Source organism: Thermonema lapsum (genome assembly GCF_011761635.1).
Lineage (GTDB): Bacteria > Bacteroidota > Bacteroidia > Cytophagales > Thermonemataceae > Thermonema > Thermonema lapsum.
On the sequence record NZ_JAASRN010000002.1, the window covers coordinates 835,631 to 855,634 of the forward strand.

At 47.1% G+C, this 20,004-nt stretch carries 15 protein-coding genes; 6 read left to right on the plus strand and 9 right to left on the minus strand.

What is annotated here, in order from left to right; translation table 11 throughout:
* Positions 1 to 19 precede the first annotated feature (19 nt).
* From FHS56_RS09080 to FHS56_RS09095, 4 genes are all read right to left on the minus strand, one after another.
* On the minus strand, positions 20 to 4,369 hold the full coding sequence (locus FHS56_RS09080; RefSeq protein WP_166919924.1) for a CusA/CzcA family heavy metal efflux RND transporter: 4,350 nt from the start codon (positions 4,367 to 4,369) through the stop codon (positions 20 to 22).
* Between the two features lie 112 nt (positions 4,370 to 4,481).
* Positions 4,482 to 4,847 (minus strand): hypothetical protein, encoded by a 366-nt coding sequence (locus FHS56_RS09085; protein ID WP_166919926.1) that lies wholly within the window; start codon positions 4,845 to 4,847, stop codon positions 4,482 to 4,484.
* A gap of 32 nt (positions 4,848 to 4,879) precedes the next feature.
* Positions 4,880 to 6,172, minus strand: a complete 1,293-nt coding sequence (locus FHS56_RS09090; protein ID WP_166919928.1) for a transporter associated domain-containing protein — start codon at positions 6,170 to 6,172, stop codon at positions 4,880 to 4,882.
* A 75-nt stretch (positions 6,173 to 6,247) separates the two neighbouring features.
* A complete protein-coding gene (locus tag FHS56_RS09095; protein WP_243844193.1) occupies positions 6,248 to 7,765 on the minus strand; it encodes a CCA tRNA nucleotidyltransferase in 1,518 nt (505 codons plus the stop codon).
* Positions 7,766 to 7,949: 184 nt separating this feature from the next.
* Here FHS56_RS09095 and FHS56_RS09100 point away from each other — a divergent pair, with 184 nt between their 5' ends.
* Entirely contained in the window at positions 7,950 to 9,527 is a 1,578-nt protein-coding gene (locus FHS56_RS09100; protein WP_166919930.1) for an acyl-CoA carboxylase subunit beta, read from the plus strand.
* A gap of 85 nt (positions 9,528 to 9,612) precedes the next feature.
* Here FHS56_RS09100 and FHS56_RS09105 read toward each other — a convergent pair whose 3' ends face one another.
* The 3 genes from FHS56_RS09105 to FHS56_RS09115 form a co-directional block, all read right to left on the minus strand.
* The gene (locus FHS56_RS09105; protein ID WP_166919932.1) at positions 9,613 to 10,077 is read right to left on the minus strand and encodes a hypothetical protein; all 465 of its coding nucleotides are present in this window, start codon (positions 10,075 to 10,077) and stop codon (positions 9,613 to 9,615) included.
* Positions 10,078 to 10,244: 167 nt separating this feature from the next.
* Positions 10,245 to 11,471: an NADP-dependent isocitrate dehydrogenase gene (gene icd, locus FHS56_RS09110; RefSeq protein ID WP_166919934.1), complete on the minus strand. Its 1,227-nt coding sequence runs from the start codon at positions 11,469 to 11,471 to the stop codon at positions 10,245 to 10,247.
* A 30-nt stretch (positions 11,472 to 11,501) separates the two neighbouring features.
* A complete protein-coding gene (locus tag FHS56_RS09115; protein ID WP_166919936.1) occupies positions 11,502 to 12,941 on the minus strand; it encodes a hypothetical protein in 1,440 nt (479 codons plus the stop codon).
* Positions 12,942 to 13,084: 143 nt separating this feature from the next.
* Between FHS56_RS09115 and FHS56_RS09120 the strand changes: the two genes are divergently transcribed.
* Positions 13,085 to 13,621: a D-glycero-alpha-D-manno-heptose-1,7-bisphosphate 7-phosphatase gene (locus tag FHS56_RS09120; RefSeq protein WP_243844194.1), complete on the plus strand. Its 537-nt coding sequence runs from the start codon at positions 13,085 to 13,087 to the stop codon at positions 13,619 to 13,621.
* Here the strand turns inward: FHS56_RS09120 and FHS56_RS12000 are convergent.
* Together FHS56_RS12000 and FHS56_RS09125 are read right to left on the minus strand one after the other, a co-directional pair.
* Positions 13,618 to 13,743: a hypothetical protein gene (locus tag FHS56_RS12000; RefSeq protein ID WP_262886448.1), complete on the minus strand. Its 126-nt coding sequence runs from the start codon at positions 13,741 to 13,743 to the stop codon at positions 13,618 to 13,620. The genes FHS56_RS09120 and FHS56_RS12000 overlap by 4 nt on opposite strands.
* A gap of 67 nt (positions 13,744 to 13,810) precedes the next feature.
* Complete coding sequence (locus FHS56_RS09125; protein ID WP_166919938.1) at positions 13,811 to 15,208, minus strand: type III PLP-dependent enzyme domain-containing protein; 1,398 nt, start codon at positions 15,206 to 15,208, stop codon at positions 13,811 to 13,813.
* Positions 15,209 to 15,353: 145 nt separating this feature from the next.
* On the opposite strand from FHS56_RS09125, the gene FHS56_RS09130 reads away from it, so the two are divergent.
* The 4 genes from FHS56_RS09130 (at position 15,354) to FHS56_RS12045 (ending at position 19,994) form a co-directional block, all read left to right on the plus strand.
* Positions 15,354 to 16,322: an arginase gene (locus FHS56_RS09130; protein WP_166919940.1), complete on the plus strand. Its 969-nt coding sequence runs from the start codon at positions 15,354 to 15,356 to the stop codon at positions 16,320 to 16,322.
* A 143-nt stretch (positions 16,323 to 16,465) separates the two neighbouring features.
* Positions 16,466 to 17,458 carry a GTPase ObgE gene (gene obgE, locus FHS56_RS09135; protein WP_166919942.1) on the plus strand — a complete coding sequence of 331 codons (993 nt, stop codon included), beginning with the start codon at positions 16,466 to 16,468 and terminating at the stop codon, positions 17,456 to 17,458.
* 3 nt (positions 17,459 to 17,461) lie between these two features.
* Entirely contained in the window at positions 17,462 to 18,808 is a 1,347-nt protein-coding gene (locus tag FHS56_RS09140; protein WP_166919944.1) for a dihydroorotase, read from the plus strand.
* Positions 18,780 to 19,994: a murein hydrolase activator EnvC family protein gene (locus FHS56_RS12045; protein WP_166919946.1), complete on the plus strand. Its 1,215-nt coding sequence runs from the start codon at positions 18,780 to 18,782 to the stop codon at positions 19,992 to 19,994. The genes FHS56_RS09140 and FHS56_RS12045 overlap by 29 nt, the downstream gene beginning before the upstream one ends.
* Positions 19,995 to 20,004: the final 10 nt, after the last annotated feature.

The window sequence follows — 20,004 nt, forward strand, 5'->3', positions numbered from 1 at the left end:
CGGTGTTTTAAAAGGATGGTTAAAATTGATTCAAAGCCTCTTCGAGTGTATTGGCATAATAGTGCCAAGTAATCACGGCACGGTTGTAATCGTAGAGGCGGGTGTAATAATCAGCCAGCCAGCTCAAGGTTTGAAGGCGGTAATTGTAAAAAGTGATGCGGTCAAGTTCGCCACGGCTATAAGCCATGAAAGCCCGTTGCAACTGCTGCAGCTGTAACTCGTAGAGCGGCTGCAGTTTGTTCAGTTCAGTTGCCAACCACAACAGCTGTCTGTGCGCTTCCTCTTTTTTCAGATTCCATTGCTTTTGTTGCCAAGCGTTTTCTAACTTGCGCGCTTCGACTGCTGCTTTGCTGGCTTGCTTCTGTTTATACACCCCACTGTTGATAAAAGGTAAGCTAAGCGTGAATAGCACCCCTTGAAAGCGATTGCCTGCGTCATAAAACTGCTCTTGATTGGAAGGACCCTGCCACCCAATCAACGATTGATTGAAATACCCCACGGTGAGTGAAGGCATCCACTCAGCCCACTGCCGCTGCCGAGTAGCTTCTTCTTGCGTCAGCTGAGCTGATAATACTTCTTCATAAGGGTGCGCATTTGTTTGCATCAAAGTAGGCATCTGCCAAGCAGCAAGCGAATCGGCAGGTAGGCTCGATTTGCCCGTGTACAAAGCAAGATTAGTAGAAGCTACAAGTAAGGCTTTTTGATGTTCGAGTCGCAAGCGTATGTATTGATAAGAAGACAACTGCCACTGGGTATATTGCCAGCCGCTTATTTCGCCTTTTTCAAGAGCCTTAGCAGCCAAATAGAGCAGAGAGTCTGTCAGTTGCGCCGCTTGGTCGTAAAGGGCTGCCACTTGCCTTTCGTACAGAACCTCTTCATAAGCAAGCATGGCTTGGTAGAGCAGCTCTTTCGCCAGAAACTCCTGCTGGCGCTGCTGCAGTTCATAGCTGCTATGGGCGTATGCCTTGCGAGCTTTGAGCTGCCAAAACAAAGGTAGCTCTTGTCTTATGGCAAAATAGTTATCCCAATAGATGGAGTTGTACTGCCCACTCATCCATTCTATTTGCAGTTGGGGCAACTGTGCCCAGTTCTTGGCTTGCCAGGCTTGAGCCTGGGTCTGCGTTTCTGCTGCCCGCAGGGCTTCTTGCTGCTGCACCAAAATGGGCAACTCTCGACGCTGCAACAAGGACTGTCCTTTCGAAGGCAAAGACAAGAGCGAAAGAGAAAAAATCATGACTATCACAGACATGGAGCGCTTGCCGGCGCGCCCAACCAACGCTTGTTCTTTCAGCGTATAAAGACAAGGCAGCAGTAGCAAAGTGAGTAGGGTAGCTGTCATCAAGCCGAAGATGACCACCGTAGCCAAAGGGCGCTGTACTTCTGCTCCATCAGACTGAGAAAGCGCCATGGGCAAAAAGCCCACAGATGCCACCAACGCTGTAGTCATCACGGGGCGTAAACGGGTGAGGCTCCCGATTTGTACTATCCGCCACAGATTGCTGTATTTTGTTTTCAAGTGGCGAAACTCTGCAATCAATACAATGCCATTCAACACAGCAATGCCAAAAAGCGCAATGAAGCCTATTCCTGCCGATATGCTAAAGGGCATATTCCGTAAGCTGAGCCCCCATACTCCACCAATAGCAGCCAAAGGCACTGCTGAAAAAATAAGCAAGGCGTCGGCAAAAGAACCGAAGGTAAAGTAGAGCAACACAAAAATGAGTGCCAATGCCAAGGGCACGGCTATCATCAGACGTTTTTGGGCTTCCTGAAGCGTTTGAAACTGCCCTCCGAAAGTAAGGCTGTAACCGGGAGGTAGTTTCACCTCCTTGGCAATTCTTTTTTCCACTTCTTCCACGACCGATGCAATATCACGCTCCCGCACATTGAAAGCCACACTCAAGAAGCGGCGCGCATTGTCGCGACGGATTTCATTCAGGCTTTCTTTCAGTTCGATACGAGCCACTTTCGAAAGCGGTATCATCTGCCCGTCTTTGCTGCGCAGGTAAATCTCTTGTAAAGCCTCTGGACTTTGACGGAAGCGCTCGGCATAACGCAACACCACATCGAAGCGCCGCTCTTCTTCATAAATTTGTCCCACCTGCCAGCCGGCAGAGGCAGCCTGCAGACTTTGATTGGCGGTAGCAATGTCAATACCATAAAGCGCCAAAGCTTGTCGGTCAAAAGAGACTACCAACTGTGGCATGCCCCCCAGCCGTTGCACATACAAATCTTTGACTCCTTGCACTTTCTGCACCACTTGGGCTATTTTTTCACCATAAACCATAAGCGTATCAAAGTTTTCGCCGTATAACTTCACTGCTACATCTTGGCGTATGCCTGTAATCAGCTCATTGAAACGCAGTTGTATGGGCTGCTGAAAACTCAACTGCAAACCGGGAATTTGCGCCAGCCGCTGCTGTACGGCAGCCATTAGCTCTTGTTGTGTCTCGAAGCGGGTCCAAGTGCTGCGGTCATGCAGCAATACCATCAAGTCAGTTTCTTCTATTGGCATGGGGTCCGTCGGTATTTCGGCAGTCCCTATTTTGCCTACTGTAGCACGCACTTCAGGGAATTCCCGAAGCAAGATGTCTGAAATGGTGGACACCTGCCGGATGCTTTCTTGCAGACTGCTACCTTGTAAAAGGGTTACTTGAATAGCCATGTCGCCTTCTTGCAGGGTAGGAACCAGCTCGGCGCCCATGTGCAGAAAGCGCCACAAACTCACTGCAAACAGCACCACCGCTACAGCAAGCAATGTTAACCGCCGGCGCAAGGCTGTTAACAGCAAAGGACGATACATCCTCTGCATGGTATCAACTATGCGCTCCGAGACCGCCCAAGCAGGTTTTATCTTTTTATTGAACCCCCAAGCGCTCATCATAGGCACATAGGTCAAAGACAAAAGGAAAGCCCCCAAAATGGCAAAAATGACAGTAGCCGCCATGGGCTTGAACATACGCCCCTCTACGCCGCTTAGAGCCAGTACGGGCAAATACACCATCATGATGATGATTTCACCGAAAGCAGCTGCATTACGCACTTTAGCCGCTGAACGAAATACAGCCTCATCCATTTCGGCTTGCTGTAGGCTCCGGCTCAAAAACCGCGTATGCAAGTAGTGCAAGCACGCTTCTACAATGATAATAGAACCATCGACAATGATGCCGAAATCAATGGCGCCCAAGCTCATAAGATTACCTGAAATGCCAAATAAGTTCATCATACCTATGGCAAACAACATAGAGAGGGGAATGACCGAAGCTACCACCAAGCCAGCACGCAAACTGCCCAATAACAGCATAATCACGGCAATGACTATCAACCCTCCTTCGGTGAGGTTTTTCACCACCGTGCGGATAGTACGATTTACCAGCTGTGTACGATCCAAGTAGGGTTCAATCACCACTCCTTCGGGCAAGCTGCGTTGTATCTGTTCGAGGCGTCGTTTGACCTGCTCAATGACCTTTGCGGCATTTTCGCCCTTGAGCATCATCACGATGCCGCCCACAGCTTCGCCTTGGTTGTTGTAGGTGAGTGCACCGTAGCGCACTGCATGCCCCCAACGGACTTCAGCCACTTCTGCAAGTAAAATGGGCAAACCCTGCTCTGTGTAGCCCACACAAAGCTGCTTCAATTCATCGAGCGAATGCAGTAAGCCTTCGCTACGGATAAAATAAGCACGTTCGCCTTTTTCTATGTAAGCCGAACCTGCATTCTGATGGTTCGCTTCTACTACCCGGGCTATGTCGGCAACGGTTAGCCTGAAAGCGCGCAATTTTTGAGGATTTAAAGCAATCTCATATTGCTTAAGTTGCCCACCAAAGCCACTGACATCTGCCACTCCGGGCGTGCCCAACAACTGCCGCCGCACTACCCAGTCTTGCAGCGTGCGCAATGCCATGGCATCGTAGCGCTGTTCATACCCTTTCTTTGGGCGCAGCACGTATTGATAGACCTCCCCCAAACCCGTGGACAAAGGAGCCATTGCCGGCTTACCTATAAACGGGGGCACCTCGACGCCAGCAAGGCGTTCCTGTACCTGTTGCCTTGCCCAGTAAATGTCGGTGGCATCATCGAAAACCACGGTTACTACCGACAAACCAAAGCGCGAGATGGAACGCACTTCTTTCAGCTCAGGTATATTGAGCATGGTCTGTTCCACAGGAAAAGTAACCAAGCGCTCTACGTCAGAGGCAGATAAAGCCGGTGCCGTTGTGATAATCTGCACTTGGTTGTTGGTGATATCGGGCACGGCATCTATGGGCAATTGACGCAGAGAATAAATGCCCCACGCCAGCCACGCCAGCATGAACATGCCTATCACCACTTTATGTTGAATGGAAAAATGAATGATTCTATTGAGCATAGCTTTTGTCTTTTGGAGTGAATGAAAGCAAAGGCAAAACAGCCGCCTCTGATGCCATCGTAGGCAAGAAGGCAGTTTTCGGGTTTTGCCGAATCACAAAAAAGCAGAGGGGCTATGCTCTACAGGGGGGATGAAAGACAAAGCGGGCAATATGGCGCGGCGAGCCGCTACCGGAAGCAAAGCAAGAAACTACGTTGATAGCCGTTGGAGATTCAAACCTACCGACACCACCACTCGGTATAAAGAAAAATATCTGCAGCCCTTCGTGCTGATGCACCTTCATGGGCAATTTCTGATGCTCCAAGTCGCCTTGGTCTTGGTGAGTGTGGTTCAGTTTCACGTAGTGCTCAACCAAAAAATTGAAAAATGATGAGCCTGCATGATGGCTTACATAATGATGCCAAAGCAGCGGCAGTTTGCTTACCTCTTCGGTGTCTTGAAAAGGGAAGCAAGCGCTCACTACCACCCAGACTATCATGCAGTATGTCAAAAGGCGCTTGCACATACGGGTTAGTCGATATTGTAAACGGCTTGTTCGGGCAATACCTCCAGCTCTACTTTGGTAATGGCATTGCCTTCCTTCTCCTTGACCGTAAATTTGAAGTTTTCGATGATGGCTGTATCACCTATTTCCGGAATTTTGCCCAGCGTATAGTTCAGCAGCCCGGCAACAGTATCGTATTCTTCGCCTTCGGGTATATCGAAAGGCAGATAACGGTTCACATCGGTGAGTGAGGTGAGGGCATCCAGCAGGTAGTGATTTTCGCCGAGAGGCTGCACTATAGGCTGTTCGTTGTCGTATTCGTCCTGTATATCACCTACTATCTCTTCGAGCACGTCTTCGAGGGTAAGCAAGCCAGCAGTACCGCCGTATTTGTCCACCACAATAGCCATATGCACACGATGGTGCTGTAAGGTACGTAGCAGGCGGTCTAACGGCATGTTTTCGGGCACAAACAGAGGTCTGCGCAAGATACGTTTCAGGTCAGAAGCATCTGAATCACCTTTTTTTACTGCCAAAGAAAGCAGGTCCTTAGCATAAAGAATGCCCACTATTTTGTCGATAGTCTCTTCATAGACGGGCAAACGGGAATAGCCTTCTTCGTTTACTTTATCTATAATTTGCTGCAAGGGACTGTCAATAGAGACTGCCGCCACCTTGGGGCGTGGCACCATGATTTGCCCTGCCACTTTCTCGTTGAACTGCAATACGTTTACAATGAGTGTTTGCTCCGTATCTTGCTGCCCTTCTTCTTGCGGTTGATGCTCAATCATTGCCAAGATTTCTTCTTCGTCATAGAGGGTGGTTTCGGTACGGAAATTGCCGCCATTTTTTGCTAATTTTTGGGCGGCACTCAATACAAACCACGCAAAAGGATAAAGAAAAGCATAAATCAGCCGCAAAGGGAAAAACAGCTTTTTCAAGACCTTCACCGACGACTGAATGGCAAGGGAGCGCATCCAGAAGTCGCCCAACAGAGCCAAAAGCACGGCGCAGAGGAGCAACCCCCCAATGGCTAAGCTCCAGTGCCCATAAGCTTCGCGAATAGCCAAACTCAACCAGGCTTGTGCTGCCAGCCAGCCGATGAGGAGCGCCACCAGCACTTTGAACAAATAAAGTGAAGAAAGCACCAAGTTGTGGCGCATGGTCAGGAATTCGGTACGTTCGAGCGATAATTTGTCTTCTTTTTCTAAGGCAGCGTGCAGATTATGGTACTTCACGACCGCTACCCGCAAGAGGGTAGCTAAAGCATAAAGGGCGGTCAACAAAAGAAGCCATAAAATACTACTTTCACTTTCCATAGTTGGTTTTGGTTGGTCACAATCTTCTACAAAAAAGGCTTTCTAATTTAGCTTTTTTACACTTTACAAAAAAACTTAGTTCCGTTTTGCCGCTTCTTGTTGTTTGAGAGCTTGCTGCTCTTGCCACCACGCTTTCACTTCTTCTTTTGACTTTTTGGGGGTTAATCCTTTTTCTTTTGCCAAGGTAAGCAATAAATCAAAGGCTTGGTCAAAGTCATTTTTGATTTTGCCGTCCAAAACAGCCTCTTTTATCGCTTCCTTGAACTCGCCAATCAGACGCCCCGGAGGCAAATCGAAAGTGTACATGATGCATTCACCGCTAACAATGGGTTGAAAGTTACGGATGCGGTCACGCTCTTCCACTTCCATGATTTTCTGCTCTACTTTATCGAAACTACTCAGGAAGCGGGCTACTTTGCTTTTGTCTTTCGAGGTGATGTCGGCACGACACAAAATCATCAAGTCTTCGAGATATTCGCCAGCGTCGAACAGCAAACGGCGAATGGCAGAGTCGGTAACGGTCTCTTTGACTAGGGCAATGGGACGCAGATGCAAACGCACCAGCGTTTCCACTTTCTTCAAAGGTTCTTTGTTGGGCAGGCATAAGCGGCGAAATATCTGCCGCGTCATTTTTGCGCCCACTACTTCATGCCCATGGAAAGTCCAGCCCACTTGGGGGTCGAAGGCTTTGGTAGGCGCCTTGCCTATATCGTGCAAAAGGGCAGCCCAACGCAACCAGAGGTCATCACTTACCTTAGCCACGTTGTCGAGCACTTTCAGTGTATGGTAAAAATTGTCTTTGTGCCCTTTGCCGTCAATTACCTCCACTCCATGCAAAGCCACCAATTCGGGCAGGACGTATTCAAGTAAGCCTGCAGCAAACAGCAGTTTGAAGCCATAAGAAGGCTCAGGCGACAGAATAATTTTGTTCAGCTCTTCGGTAATGCGCTCCTGCGATAATATTTTGATTCGTTCTTTGTTGCGTATGATGGCTTCGAAAGTGCCTGCATTTATATCGAATCTGAGTTGCGAAGCAAAACGAATGGCACGCAGCATGCGCAAAGGGTCGTCGGAGAAGGTAATGTCGGGGTCCAAGGGAGTGCGAATTATTCTACTTTTTAAGTCTTTCAATCCATCGAAAGGGTCTATCAGCTCTCCCCAATGGTCTTTATTAACCCGCACAGCCAAGGCGTTGATGGTAAAGTCTCGTCTTTTTTGGTCGTCTTCGAGGGTGCCGTCTTCCACAATGGGCTTACGCGAATCGGAACGGTAAGACTCCTTGCGCGCACCCACAAACTCTACCTGCCAGCCATCGAAATGAAACATGGCTGTGCCAAAGTTTTTATATACGTTTACTTTCAAGTTGGGACTAATCAGCGCAGCTGTCTTTTCTGCCAATTCAATGCCGCTGCCTACACATACAAAATCCACATCTTGGGTTGAGCGCCCCAACAGGCAATCTCTCACATAGCCCCCTACCACATAAGCTTCTACGCCCAAGGCGTCGGCTGCCTGTTGCACATACCCGAATATCGGCTGCTCGCTCAAGTGTTTTTTAAAATCGAAAGTATTCATTATTGCCAGTTTCATCATGCTGCGGATTAAAATAGCGCACCCTTCGTGGGGGTGCTTACAAAACTACTTTTTGCAAAGTTACACAATTCAGGCAGACCCCGCCTTTCATCCTGCCTTCAAAGGTTTGACAATCCTTTATTTTAAATTTATCTTGGGCTTTCATTCATTGCCTATATACCAAACAAATTGAAACTGTCAACATATGGAAAATCATAAAGGAAAACTTTCGGCACGCACCAAAGTAGAGAAATATGAGCTGCTGAAAAAGAAAAATGAAGAAGCGTTTTTAGGAGGGGGAATCGAAAAAATAGAAAGCCAGCATAAAAAAGGTAAGCTCACTGCACGCGAGCGCCTTGAGTTGCTGCTCGACGAAGGCTCTTTCGAGGAGATTGGGCGCTTTGTCATGCATCGCTGCAAGGATTTCGGCTTAGATAAGGAGTATTACTTGGGCGATGGGGTCGTTACAGGCTACGGCACCATCCATGGGCGCCCGGTCTATGTCTTTTCGCAAGACTTTACTGTTTTTGGCGGGTCACTTTCCGAAGCCTACGCCGAAAAAATATGCCGTATCATGGACTTAGCCATGAAAAACGGCATACCGGTTATCGGGCTGAACGACTCGGGCGGTGCGCGCATTCAAGAAGGTGTAGTGTCGCTTGCCGGCTATGCCGACATTTTCTATCGCAACACCCGTGCCTCGGGCGTAATTCCGCAAATATCGGCTATCATGGGACCTTGTGCAGGCGGTGCAGTTTACTCTCCAGCTATTACCGACTTTATTTTGATGGTTGAAAAAACGTCTTACATGTTCGTGACGGGTCCGAATGTGGTCAAAACAGTAACCCATGAAGATGTAACCGCCGAAGAACTGGGTGGAGCACAAACCCATACTTCCAAGAGCGGCGTTGCCCACTTCGCCTGTCGTAATGAAGTGGAGTGTATCGAGTACATCAAAAAGCTACTGAGCTACATACCGCAAAACTGCGAAGAAGACCCGCCACGCCTACCCTATACCCCGCAAAACGAACTGCGCCCCAAATTAGATGACATAGTACCTGACAACCCCAACCAGCCTTACGATATGCGCGAGGTAATTGAAGAGGTAGTCGATGCCGGCAGTTTCTTTGAAGTACATCAAAACTATGCCGAAAATATCGTGGTAGGTTTTGCCCGTTTGGCAGGACGCAGCATAGGCATTGTTGCCAACCAACCGGCAGTATTGGCAGGTGTGCTCGACATCAACGCCAGTGTGAAAGCTGCCCGTTTTGTACGCTTCTGCGATGCTTTCAACATTCCTTTGCTTGTGTTTGAAGATGTGCCCGGCTTCTTACCCGGCACCGACCAAGAGTGGAATGGCATCATCACCCACGGCGCCAAGCTGCTTTATGCTTTCTGCGAAGCCACTGTGCCCCGTATTACTGTCATTACCCGAAAAGCCTACGGCGGAGCCTATGACGTGATGAATTCCAAACACATAGGTGCCGATATGAACTACGCATGGCCTACAGCCGAAATTGCAGTGATGGGTGCTAAAGGGGCAGCTGAAATCATCTTCCGCAAAGAGATAGCAGCAGCCGAAGACCCAGAAGCCAAGCTTCAGGAAAAGATTCAAGAGTATGAAGATAAATTTGCCAACCCTTACCGGGCAGCACACCGCGGCTATATCGATGAAGTAATCATGCCTTCACAAACGCGACAAAAGCTCATCCGTGCATTCGATATGCTTGAAAACAAAGTAGAAAGTCTGCCCAAGAAAAAGCACGGCAATATACCTCTCTAAACGAGCCCTTCACTTCTGTAACCAATTTGAAAAGGGAGCCCATCTGGGACTCCCTTTTTGTTTTTAACATCTATCAAGGCTGTTTTCAATAGTGCTCCAAACGCTTCACGATGCGTCCGTTTTCGATGAAGCGCACAGCTTTGTATTGCCCCTTGGGAATGAGTACTATCAAAGGGATAGCCGCTTTCCATGGAATGTTTTTTTCTGTGATATATGCTTCGTAAAAAAAGTTTACTTCGCCATTTTCCACCTCCACTTTTTGTGGACGCAAAAACCAATAATCATAGCCATTTTTTATTAAAGCAATGGCATCATAACGTTTAAAATCTACACGGGTTACCTTTTTAGGATAATGCCCAGGATAGGGTTTAAAAACAGTTTCCCACTCTTCTTGGCTCTTGATAGTGTAAAAAAGCATGCTTAGGTCGGTGTCGGGTCCTACAAAGACATAGCCACGCACCGGCTCAAAATCTACTGCCAAGCGGATGCTGTATGTCCAAGAAAACAGCTGAATAAACGAAAAGCAGAGAAAGAGAAGTAGTTTCATCATAACAATCAGATTTCGCATCACAATCCTAAAAGTAAACGAATTACAGCTTCTGCGCTACAAAAGAAATCGTAGCTTTCTCACAGTGTAATACAAGCAAAAAATATGCAAAAAAATAAGCGGCTATATAGCCGCTTATCAAAATCTTATACCGCAAAATATAAGATTACTTACATATTGTTTACAATTTCTTCACCAAATTCAGAACATTTCAATAGCGTAGCCCCTTCCATTAAACGATGAAAATCGTAAGTTACCCGTTTGTTGGAAATAGCTTTGGTCATGCCTTTATAGATAAGCTCAGCGGCTTCGGTCCAACCAAAATACTCGAGCATCATGGCACCTGATAGAATCACCGAGCTGGGGTTTACTTTGTCTTGCCCGGCATATTTGGGTGCTGTACCATGAGTTGCTTCAAAAACAGCAGCCCCCGTATCGTAGTTGATGTTCGCACCGGGTGCAATGCCTATCCCTCCCACAATAGCAGCCAAGGCATCGGAAATGTAGTCGCCATTCAAGTTCAATGTAGCAATAACAGAATACTCTTCAGGACGCAACAAAATCTGCTGCAAGAAGGCATCAGCAATCACATCTTTGATAATGACCTGATGCCCATCTTTTTCAATGATTTGCCAAGGACCTCCTTCGTAGTCTTTTGCACCAAATTCGCGTTTTGCCAAAGCATAGCCCCAGTCACGGAATGCCCCTTCGGTAAACTTCATGATATTGCCTTTGTGCACCAGAGTTACCGAAGGTTTCTTGTATTGAAAGGCATAGTTGATAGCTGCCCGCACCAGGCGTTCAGTTCCTTCGCGCGATACAGGCTTGACACCTATACCAGAGGTTTCGGGGAAACGTATTTTCTTATAGCGCTCCGGAAAAGCTTCTTTCAGCAATCCCAAGAATTTCTTCACATCTTCGGTGCCTTCTTGAAACTCTATACCGGCATAGATGTCTTCGGTATTTTCCCGAAACACCACCATGTCGCACAATTCTGGATGTTTCACCGGCGAAGGCACGCCTTCAAACCAACGCACCGGACGTACACAGGCGTACAAGTCCAAGTCTTGACGCAAGGCTACATTCAACGAACGGATACCTCCGCCAACCGGGGTAGTCAAAGGACCTTTGATGCCTACCAAATACTCTTTAAATGCTTGAAGTGTTTCTTCTGGCAGCCAGCTGCCTACGTTGTTAAAAGCCTTTTCGCCTGCCAGCACTTCTTTCCATACGATGCGGCGCTTGCCTGCATATGCTTTTTCTACGGCTGCATCAATCACACGCTTTGCTGCAGGCCAAATATCAACGCCCGTACCATCTCCTTCAATAAAAGGAACAATCGGATTATCAGGCACATAGAGTTTACCGTTCCGAATGGTAATTTTTTCTCCACTCATAGATAGGAAATTGTTTTTTTATCCAAAAAATTAAGAAAGTGCCCAATTTATAAATTCCTCGTCTATTTTCACATACTGCACGGGGCAGAAGAGACGTGGCGTTGCTTGGCTCAACTTATTGACTAAAGCACGCACTTTCTCCGGTTTGTTTCGTTTGTTGGGACTGGTAAGCGTTTTCAATATCTTCAAAAAGCCTACTTCATACTGGCAATTCTCTTTGCCATGCAGGCGAATCTGCCGCTGAATGCTGCTTGCCAACTGATTGAACAGCTCGACATCATGCAGCATGCAGTACTGCAACGCCAGCAGCAGCTTCACATTCATATGCACAAAAGCATACTTCTTCAAAGACACATCGTTGAGCAGGTCATTCAACCATTTGGCTGCTTCTTTGAACTCCTTCACATAATAGCAACTCAATGCACGGTAGCAAACATAACTCACATAGGTAGGAAGGTCGTTTTTATCGGGCTCAAAGTCATAAAAAAGTGCCTCGTTTTCTGGATAAATATCCCGCTCGGAGTCCATACGTAGATGACGTTCTATCTTGGTGTAAAGGAAGCGGGCAGGAAAGGTATAAAGCGAATAGTTGGTCAATAAGCTGGACAAAGAGTCGTTCACTTCATCGAAATAGTCTTCTACTTTCCGATACACTTTGTAATGATTGTAGTACTCCAGGCGCAAAAACTCAAACACAATCTGCAGATGATAATAAATGGGGTCTAAGTTGTACATGGAGAAAATCTCTTCGGCTCGCCGCAGCATGTCCTCTATGGGTTCGTCTTCCATGCTTTCTTCCGGCTCTACGAACAAACGATGGAAAATATCCACACAAGCTTTGAAAATATAAAGCCTGTGCGAGTCGTACAATTTGGCTGTGGTCAGCAGCTCTTTACGCATGAGCGTCAGCTCCAGTTTATCGGTTTCGTCTTGGGTGAAGAAATAATCACCATACTTTTTGAAATACTCGGTAATGAGCATTTCGGCTTTGTCCACCGAAAGCATATAAGCCACATGGCGGTTGTAAAGCTGCGAATAATTGTAATATTGCTCGGGTTGGTGAATATGTAAGCGCTTGAGTGTTTTGTAAACAATCGTAAGTTCATTGGATAGGTCATAGTCCTTCAGCTCCTTTTCAAGCTTTTTGAGGGTGGCAATAATGATGGGGCGCTTCTTGGTAAAAATAACTTCCGTAATGTTAGCCACCTTTTTCAATAAATCAGTACGAGGGCTTTCTATCTGCTCGAGCAGGTACTCCTCTATTTTTTGATTCAAACGCGAACGTAAAGTATAGTAGGCATTTGAATTTACGTCCAGTTCCTCCATGATTTTGGAATCAGGGAGCTTATTTTGATATAAGAACTTGAGCAAATAAGCAGACTTCTCCGCGCTACTTTCTATCAGAGAATTGTAAATATTTTCAAAATCTTCTTTCGAAAGTTGCTTAATTATGTTCTTCAGTTTTGCCATGGGTTGCCAGTTTTCAAATGGAAGTTTGAGCTGTTCAATATTAGAAAAATGTTCAAAACTCTCAAAGGGCGAATAGGTTTGTTTGTCAAAAAAAAATCAAAAAAAGCTCAACTTTGTAAAAAAGCCACCAAAAAAGTAATTACATGTTGCAACACCAAGCTGTTTTTCTGGACCGCGACGGCGTACTCAATCGGGAACGGGGCGCGTACACCTACCATCCCGGACATTTCGAGCTGCTGCCGGGCGTGTGTAAGAGCCTGCACCGATTGCAGGCTGCCGGTTTCAAGCTCATTGTTATCACCAATCAAGGAGGCATCAGCAAAGGCGTTTATACAGCCGAAGACGTGTGGCACTGCCATCATTACTTGATGCAAGCGTGCGGCATACGACTCGATGACTTGTTTTTTGCGCCCATGCACCCTTCTGTCAGCCGTTCGTTGGCATTCAAACCGCAAAGCCTGATGCTGGAAAGAGCTCTTGCACTACACCGTATAAACCCCTCACGCTCTTGGATGGTAGGCGATAGCACACGCGACATAGAAGCTGCCCGAAAAGTAGGCTTGCGCACCATTTTCATATCAGGAAAAAAAGAAGCTGCCTGCGAATCAGCAGATTACACCGCTCATTCACTGGCAGAAGCTACTGGCATTATCCTACAAGCCTCAACAAAAGACAACTAAGCACGCACCTCTTTAGCAGGTGTTTTGGTATCCTTGAGATAAGTGGGGCAAGTATAGCGCTTAGTGCAAGAGGCAAGTCCCACTAAACCGGCTATAAGTAAAAAAGCAATGAACTTTTTCATAACACTTTCTGCGTTTTACTTTACACAAACGATATTTAAACATGTAAGTTACAAAAATCGAGCCGCTTCAGGAAGTGTAGCCCAAAAGACGCAACATAGACTCACTGCTTTGTTCAGGTGCAAACAGCCGAGAACGCACCTTGCCTTGCTCGTCTCTATCCACAATGACATGTTGCGGAGCGGGCACCAAGCAGTGCTGAATGCCCCCGTAGCCACCCAGTGATTCTTGGTAAGCCCCAGTATGGAAGAAGCCTATATACAAGGGGTCGTCCTCGTTTTCTATTACCGGCAAAAATACTTCGGAACTATGCGCTTCGGAGTTGTAATAGTCCAGACTGTCGCAGGTCAGCCCACCAAGGTTTACCTTATGGAAGGGTTTATCCCAGTGGTTCAGAGGCAATAAAATGAATTTTTGGTTGATGCCCCACACATCGGGCAAATGGGTAATGAAAGAGCCGTCAATCATATACCAAAGCTCTTTGTCGTTTTGCAGTTTTTGGTCTATGATTTTATAGAGCACCGCCCCGCTTTCGCCCACGGTAAAAGAGCCAAACTCGGTGAATATATTGGGCACAGGCACATGATTTTTCTCACATATCCATTTGATGTTGGATACAATCTGCTCAATCATGTACTCGTAGTCATACTCAAACTGCAAGGAGTTTTTAATAGGGAACCCCCCTCCTATGTCCACTATATCTAAATCTGGGCACACCTTTTTCAGCTCACAGTATTTATACATAAAACGGCTCAGCTCACTCCAGTAGTAGGCAGTATCTTTGATGCCTGTATTGATGAAGAAGTGCAGCATTTTCAGCTTGAACTTGGGGTGATGGGCGATGCGCTCGCGATACAAGCGGTCGATATCACTATAACGCACTCCCAAGCGGGAAGTATAAAACTCAAAATTGGGTTCTTCGTCGGCGGCAATACGAATCCCTAATTTTATTTCTTTGGCATTCACTTCTTCATAAGCGTCTATCTCCTTCAAATTATCCAAAACCGGAATGCAGTTTTCAAAGCCAGATTCAAGCAACTCTCGGATATATTGGGTGTATATCGGGCGCTTGTAGCCGTTGCATATAATGTAGCGGTCTTTGCCAAAAAGCCCTTTGCGATGCATGCTCCATATGATAGGGATATCGTAGGCAGAAGAGGTCTCTAGGTGAATGTCGTTTTTCAGCGCTTCTTCTATTACAAAAGAGAAGTGCGAAGATTTGGTACAATAGCAATAGGTGTAATTACCGGAATATTTATACTTTTTAATGGCATTGTTAAATAACCTTTTACTTTCTTGAATCTTTTCACTAATTTTCGGCAAATAAGTTAGCTTTGTGGGAGTACCATAGGAATTCACGAGTTCCATTAAAGGCACTTCGTTGAAAAACAGCTCATCGTCTTCTACCCGAAACTCCTGGGTAGGAAAGTAAAAGGTCTGTTCAATCAGTTCACGGTATGTTTTCATTGCACGTTGTTAGTTATTTGCCTCTCATTCAAAGACACGAATTTAGCTAAATTCTAAAAAGAAAAACGCTTTTATCGTGTCAAATGCTTATTCATTGGCTTATTTTTTCCTTTCCTTTCTCAAAATCTTGTCAAAAACGCTGATTATGGAACGCAAAGTAAATATAGTAGGAGTACCTTCTGAAATTGGTGCGGGCACTCGTGGTGCCAGTTTAGGCATAGAGGCTTTGAAGGTCGTGGGGTGGAACCGTCATATCCCTTTGTTTAAGCAATATCCTATTCAATATGTACCACACGAAAACGACGTGTTGTATGAAGAAAGTTCGTTTCAGCATGCCCGCTACATCGATGCCTATACCCGCATTGCAGACGGCATCAGCAGGGAAATAGAAAAGTCTTTGCATAGCTACACTCGCAATGTAGTGCTGGCAGGCGACCACTCCACAGCAGCCGCCACCATCTTTGCTTTGATGCGTGCCTACCCCAATAAGCGCTTGGGCGTAGTTTGGATTGACGCACACGCCGACATGCATTCGCCCTACACCACCCCCTCTGGCAACATGCACGGTATGCCACTGGCATTAGCCTTGGGCGAAGACAATCTGGCTTGCAAACGCAATGAACCCAAAAAAGAAACCATTGAATGCTGGAATAAGCTGAAAAACTTAGCCGGAGGTAGGCATATCTTATCGCAGGATATTGTTTTCATAGGCTTGCGCAGCTTCGAAGCCGAAGAAGCTTTTCTTATAGAAAAACATCATATTCCACACATATCCGTCGAAGAGGTGCGCTACCATGGGGCAGAGTACACCGTAAACCGTGCCCTCAATTACCTAGGGAGTTGCGACATCCTCTACGTTTCTTTTGATGTGGACAGCATGGACAGCTCCATTTCAAAAGGCACCGGCACACCCGTTGCCAACGGTTTGACAGCAGAAGAAGCTAAAAAAATCAATTGCCTGCTTTGCGAAAATGAAAAGGTGGTGTGCTGGGAAATGGTAGAAATCAACCCTATGCTGGATGACAAGGGCAACCGTATGGCAGAAGTGGCTTTCGACATTCTCCAAGCCAGCATCGATGCCCTTGAAAAAGCTGCTGCCGTAGTACCCAGCTAAAAAAGACAACTGCTCGAAGCTGCAAACGGCTGCCTTTCGCCCCTCGAAAGGCGGCTTTTTTTGTGCCTTTTCACTGAAACATAAAGCTTTTTCTTACTCTCACTCAAGTTTTGCTTACCTTTGTGCATAAAATACCACAAACTGTGAGTTCACCTAACTTCATCGACTACGTAAAAATTTGTTTTCGCTCTGGTAAAGGGGGCGCAGGTGCTGTGCATTTCCACAGAGAAAAATTTGTAAACAAGGGCGGTCCCGACGGAGGCGACGGTGGGCGTGGCGGACATATCATCCTGCGTGGTAATGCGCAACTGTGGACGCTCTTGCACCTAAAATACCGCAAACACATACGCGCCGAAGATGGGCAGCCCGGAGGAGGAAACAACAAAACCGGTGCCAGCGGAAAAGACGAAATCATAGAAGTGCCTTTGGGTACCATCGCCCGCGATGCCGAAACGGGTGAAGTATTGCTCGAAATCACCCAAGACGGCGAAGAAAAGATATTGCTTCCGGGGGGACGTGGCGGCTTGGGCAATCAGCATTTCAAATCGGCTACACGCCAAACTCCCCGCTATGCCCAACCCGGTGAACCGGGCATCGAAAAGTGGATTATCCTGGAGCTGAAAATACTTGCCGACGTGGGGCTGGTAGGCTTCCCCAATGCGGGCAAATCCACCTTGTTATCTGTCGTTTCCGCTGCCAAGCCCGAAATAGCCGACTATCCATTTACCACCCTGACACCCAACTTGGGCGTAGTGCCTTACCGCGATTTTCAGTCGTTTGTGATGGCAGACATCCCCGGCATCATCGAGGGGGCTGCCGAAGGCAAAGGCTTAGGCATCCGTTTCTTACGTCATATTGAGCGCAACTCCCTGCTGTTGTTTCTGGTACCTGCCGACTCGCCCGACATTGTGGCAGAATACCGCACCTTGCTCAAGGAGTTGGAAAAATACAATCCGGAACTGCTCGACAAAAAACGCATTTTGGCTATTTCCAAAGCCGACATGCTCGACAAAGAGCTGGAAGCCGAAATTCGCCAAACGCTTCCTACCGATATTCCGTCTATTTTTATATCTTCGATAACAGGTAAAAACCTACAGCCTTTGAAAGACCTTATTTGGCAACAATTACATTCTTAACATATGAGTTGCAAAAGCATTCTTTTACTCAACTGTCGCGCCATCAACGAAGGAAGCATTTATGAAACCGATGTTTTCATAAAAAACAGGCGCATAGAGCGCATCGATGACAACCTTAGCCACCTGCAAGCCGACATTGTGATTGATGCCGCCGGCAAATTTCTAATGCCCGGTGTCATCGACGACCAAGTGCACTTCCGTGAGCCGGGGCTTACCCACAAAGCCGAAATATATACCGAAGCCAAGGCAGCAGTGGCTGGTGGTGTAACTACTTTCATGGAAATGCCCAACACCCAACCGCCTACCCTTACCCAAGAATTGCTTGAAGAAAAGTACCAAATAGCAGCCCGGCGTTCACTTGCCAATTACTCTTTTTACATGGGTGCTTCGAACGACAACCTCGACGAGGTGCTGCGCACCGACCCGCAACGCGTCTGTGGCATCAAGGTGTTTATGGGAAGCTCCACAGGCAACCTGCTCGTAGATAATTACCACACACTGGAAAAGTTGTTCAAGGAAGCGCCTACCCTTATTGCCACTCACTGCGAAGATGAAGCCACCATACGTGCCAATATGGCTGCCTACCGTAAAAAATATGGCGACAACCCGCCTGCTTCCATTCACCCCGAAGTGCGCAACGTCGAAGCCTGTCTCAAGTCTTCGCGCATGGCGGTAGAATTGGCAAAGAAATACAACACCCGTTTGCATGTCCTGCACATATCCACCGGCGATGAAGCATTTTTGTTCGACAACCAAACGCCGCTTGCCCAAAAGCGCATCACCGCAGAGGTATGCGTGCATCATCTTTGGTTTTCCAAAGAAGACTACGAACCCATGGGCAACCTCATCAAATGCAATCCGGCAATTAAAGAAGCTCAACACCGCGAAGCCTTGTGGACAGCTCTGCACGAGGGCTACTTCGACGTGATTGCCACCGACCATGCCCCCCACACTTGGGAAGAAAAACAGCGCCCTTATTGGGAAGCTCCCTCCGGTTTGCCTTTGGTGCAACACTCACTGCTCATTATGCTGCATTTTGCACGTCAAGATTGGATTACCTTGCCCCAAATAGTGGAGAAGATGTGCCATGCCCCTGCCGTTTGTTTCAACATACACGAGCGGGGCTTCCTGCGTGAGGGCTATTGGGCAGACCTCGTGCTCTTCGACATGAACCAACCATTTAGCATTGAAAAAGGAAATATATACTACAAATGTGGGTGGTCGCCTTTGGAGGGCTTCACCTTCCCGGCTACCATCACACATACTATTGTTTCGGGGCACCTTGCCTATGTCAACGGACAATTCGACGAGTCGCAAACCGGTGAAAGACTACTTTTCGACCGTGATTAGAGGCGCCCTTTTCATATGGATACTGCTGCTTGCTCAACCGCCCCTCCTGCTTGCTCAAAGTAAGCAGGAGTTAGAGCGGCGGCGTATAGAGCAACTCAAACGCATAGAAGAAGCCAACCGCATCTTGCGGGAAACAAGCCAGGAAAAAGGCGTCAGCTTGGGCAGGCTCAACGCCATCAATGCCGCCATTCGTAACCGTGAAGAGCTTATCAGAAACACCCGCAAGGAAATACAATATCTCAACCGCAACATTAGCGAAACCGAACTTATCATTTCGGCACTGGAACGCGACCTTGCCGACATGAAAAAGGAATATGCCCGCTTGATTTACCAAGCCTCCAAAATTCACTCTTCTTACAACAAACTCACCTTCCTGTTTTCATCCTCTTCTTTCAACCAGTTTTTCCGCCGCCTCAACTACCTGCGCCAATATTCCAACATACGCGCCATTCAATTCGAGGAAATAGAGAAAACCAAGCAAATGCTGGCATCGGAAAATAGGCGCGTCATGCAACAACGAAAGGAGAAAGAAAGAGCACTGCTTTTGTTGGAAGAAGAGACGCAAAAGCTCAATAATCTCAAGGAAGAGAAAAACAAAGCAATAGAAGAACTGAACAAGCGGGAGCGAGAGTTGCGTGCCAAACTGCAGGAAGAACAAAAAGCCCTGGCACAGCTCGAAGAGATGATTGTGAATGCTGTAAAGGAAGAAATCAAAAAAAGCGGCGATAGCGAAGGCAAAAAGATGGTACTTACTCCCGAAGGTGCTGCCGTAGCCAAATCGTTTGAATCTAATCAGGGCAAATTGCCATGGCCCGTGAAAGTGGGCTTTATAGCACAACCTTTTGGTATCAGCGAGCACCCCGTGCTGGAAAAAATATATATCAACAACTACGGTGTGAAAATACAAACCCAAAGGGGCGAAAGCGTGTATGCTGTTTTTGGCGGAAAAGTGGAAAAAGTATTTACCGTGCCCGGACACGGCTATGCCATTATGATAAGCCACGGCAACTACTTCACAAGCTACAGTAACCTGTCGCAGGTACTAGTAAAAGACGGGCAAGAGGTGCAGATAGGGCAAAAGCTGGGCGTTGCCCTTACCGATCACGATGGCGTTACTACCATTCAGTTTTATGTATATAAAAACCAAACCCCCCTCAACCCAGAAGATTGGCTGGCTAAAAAATAAGAATGGTAAA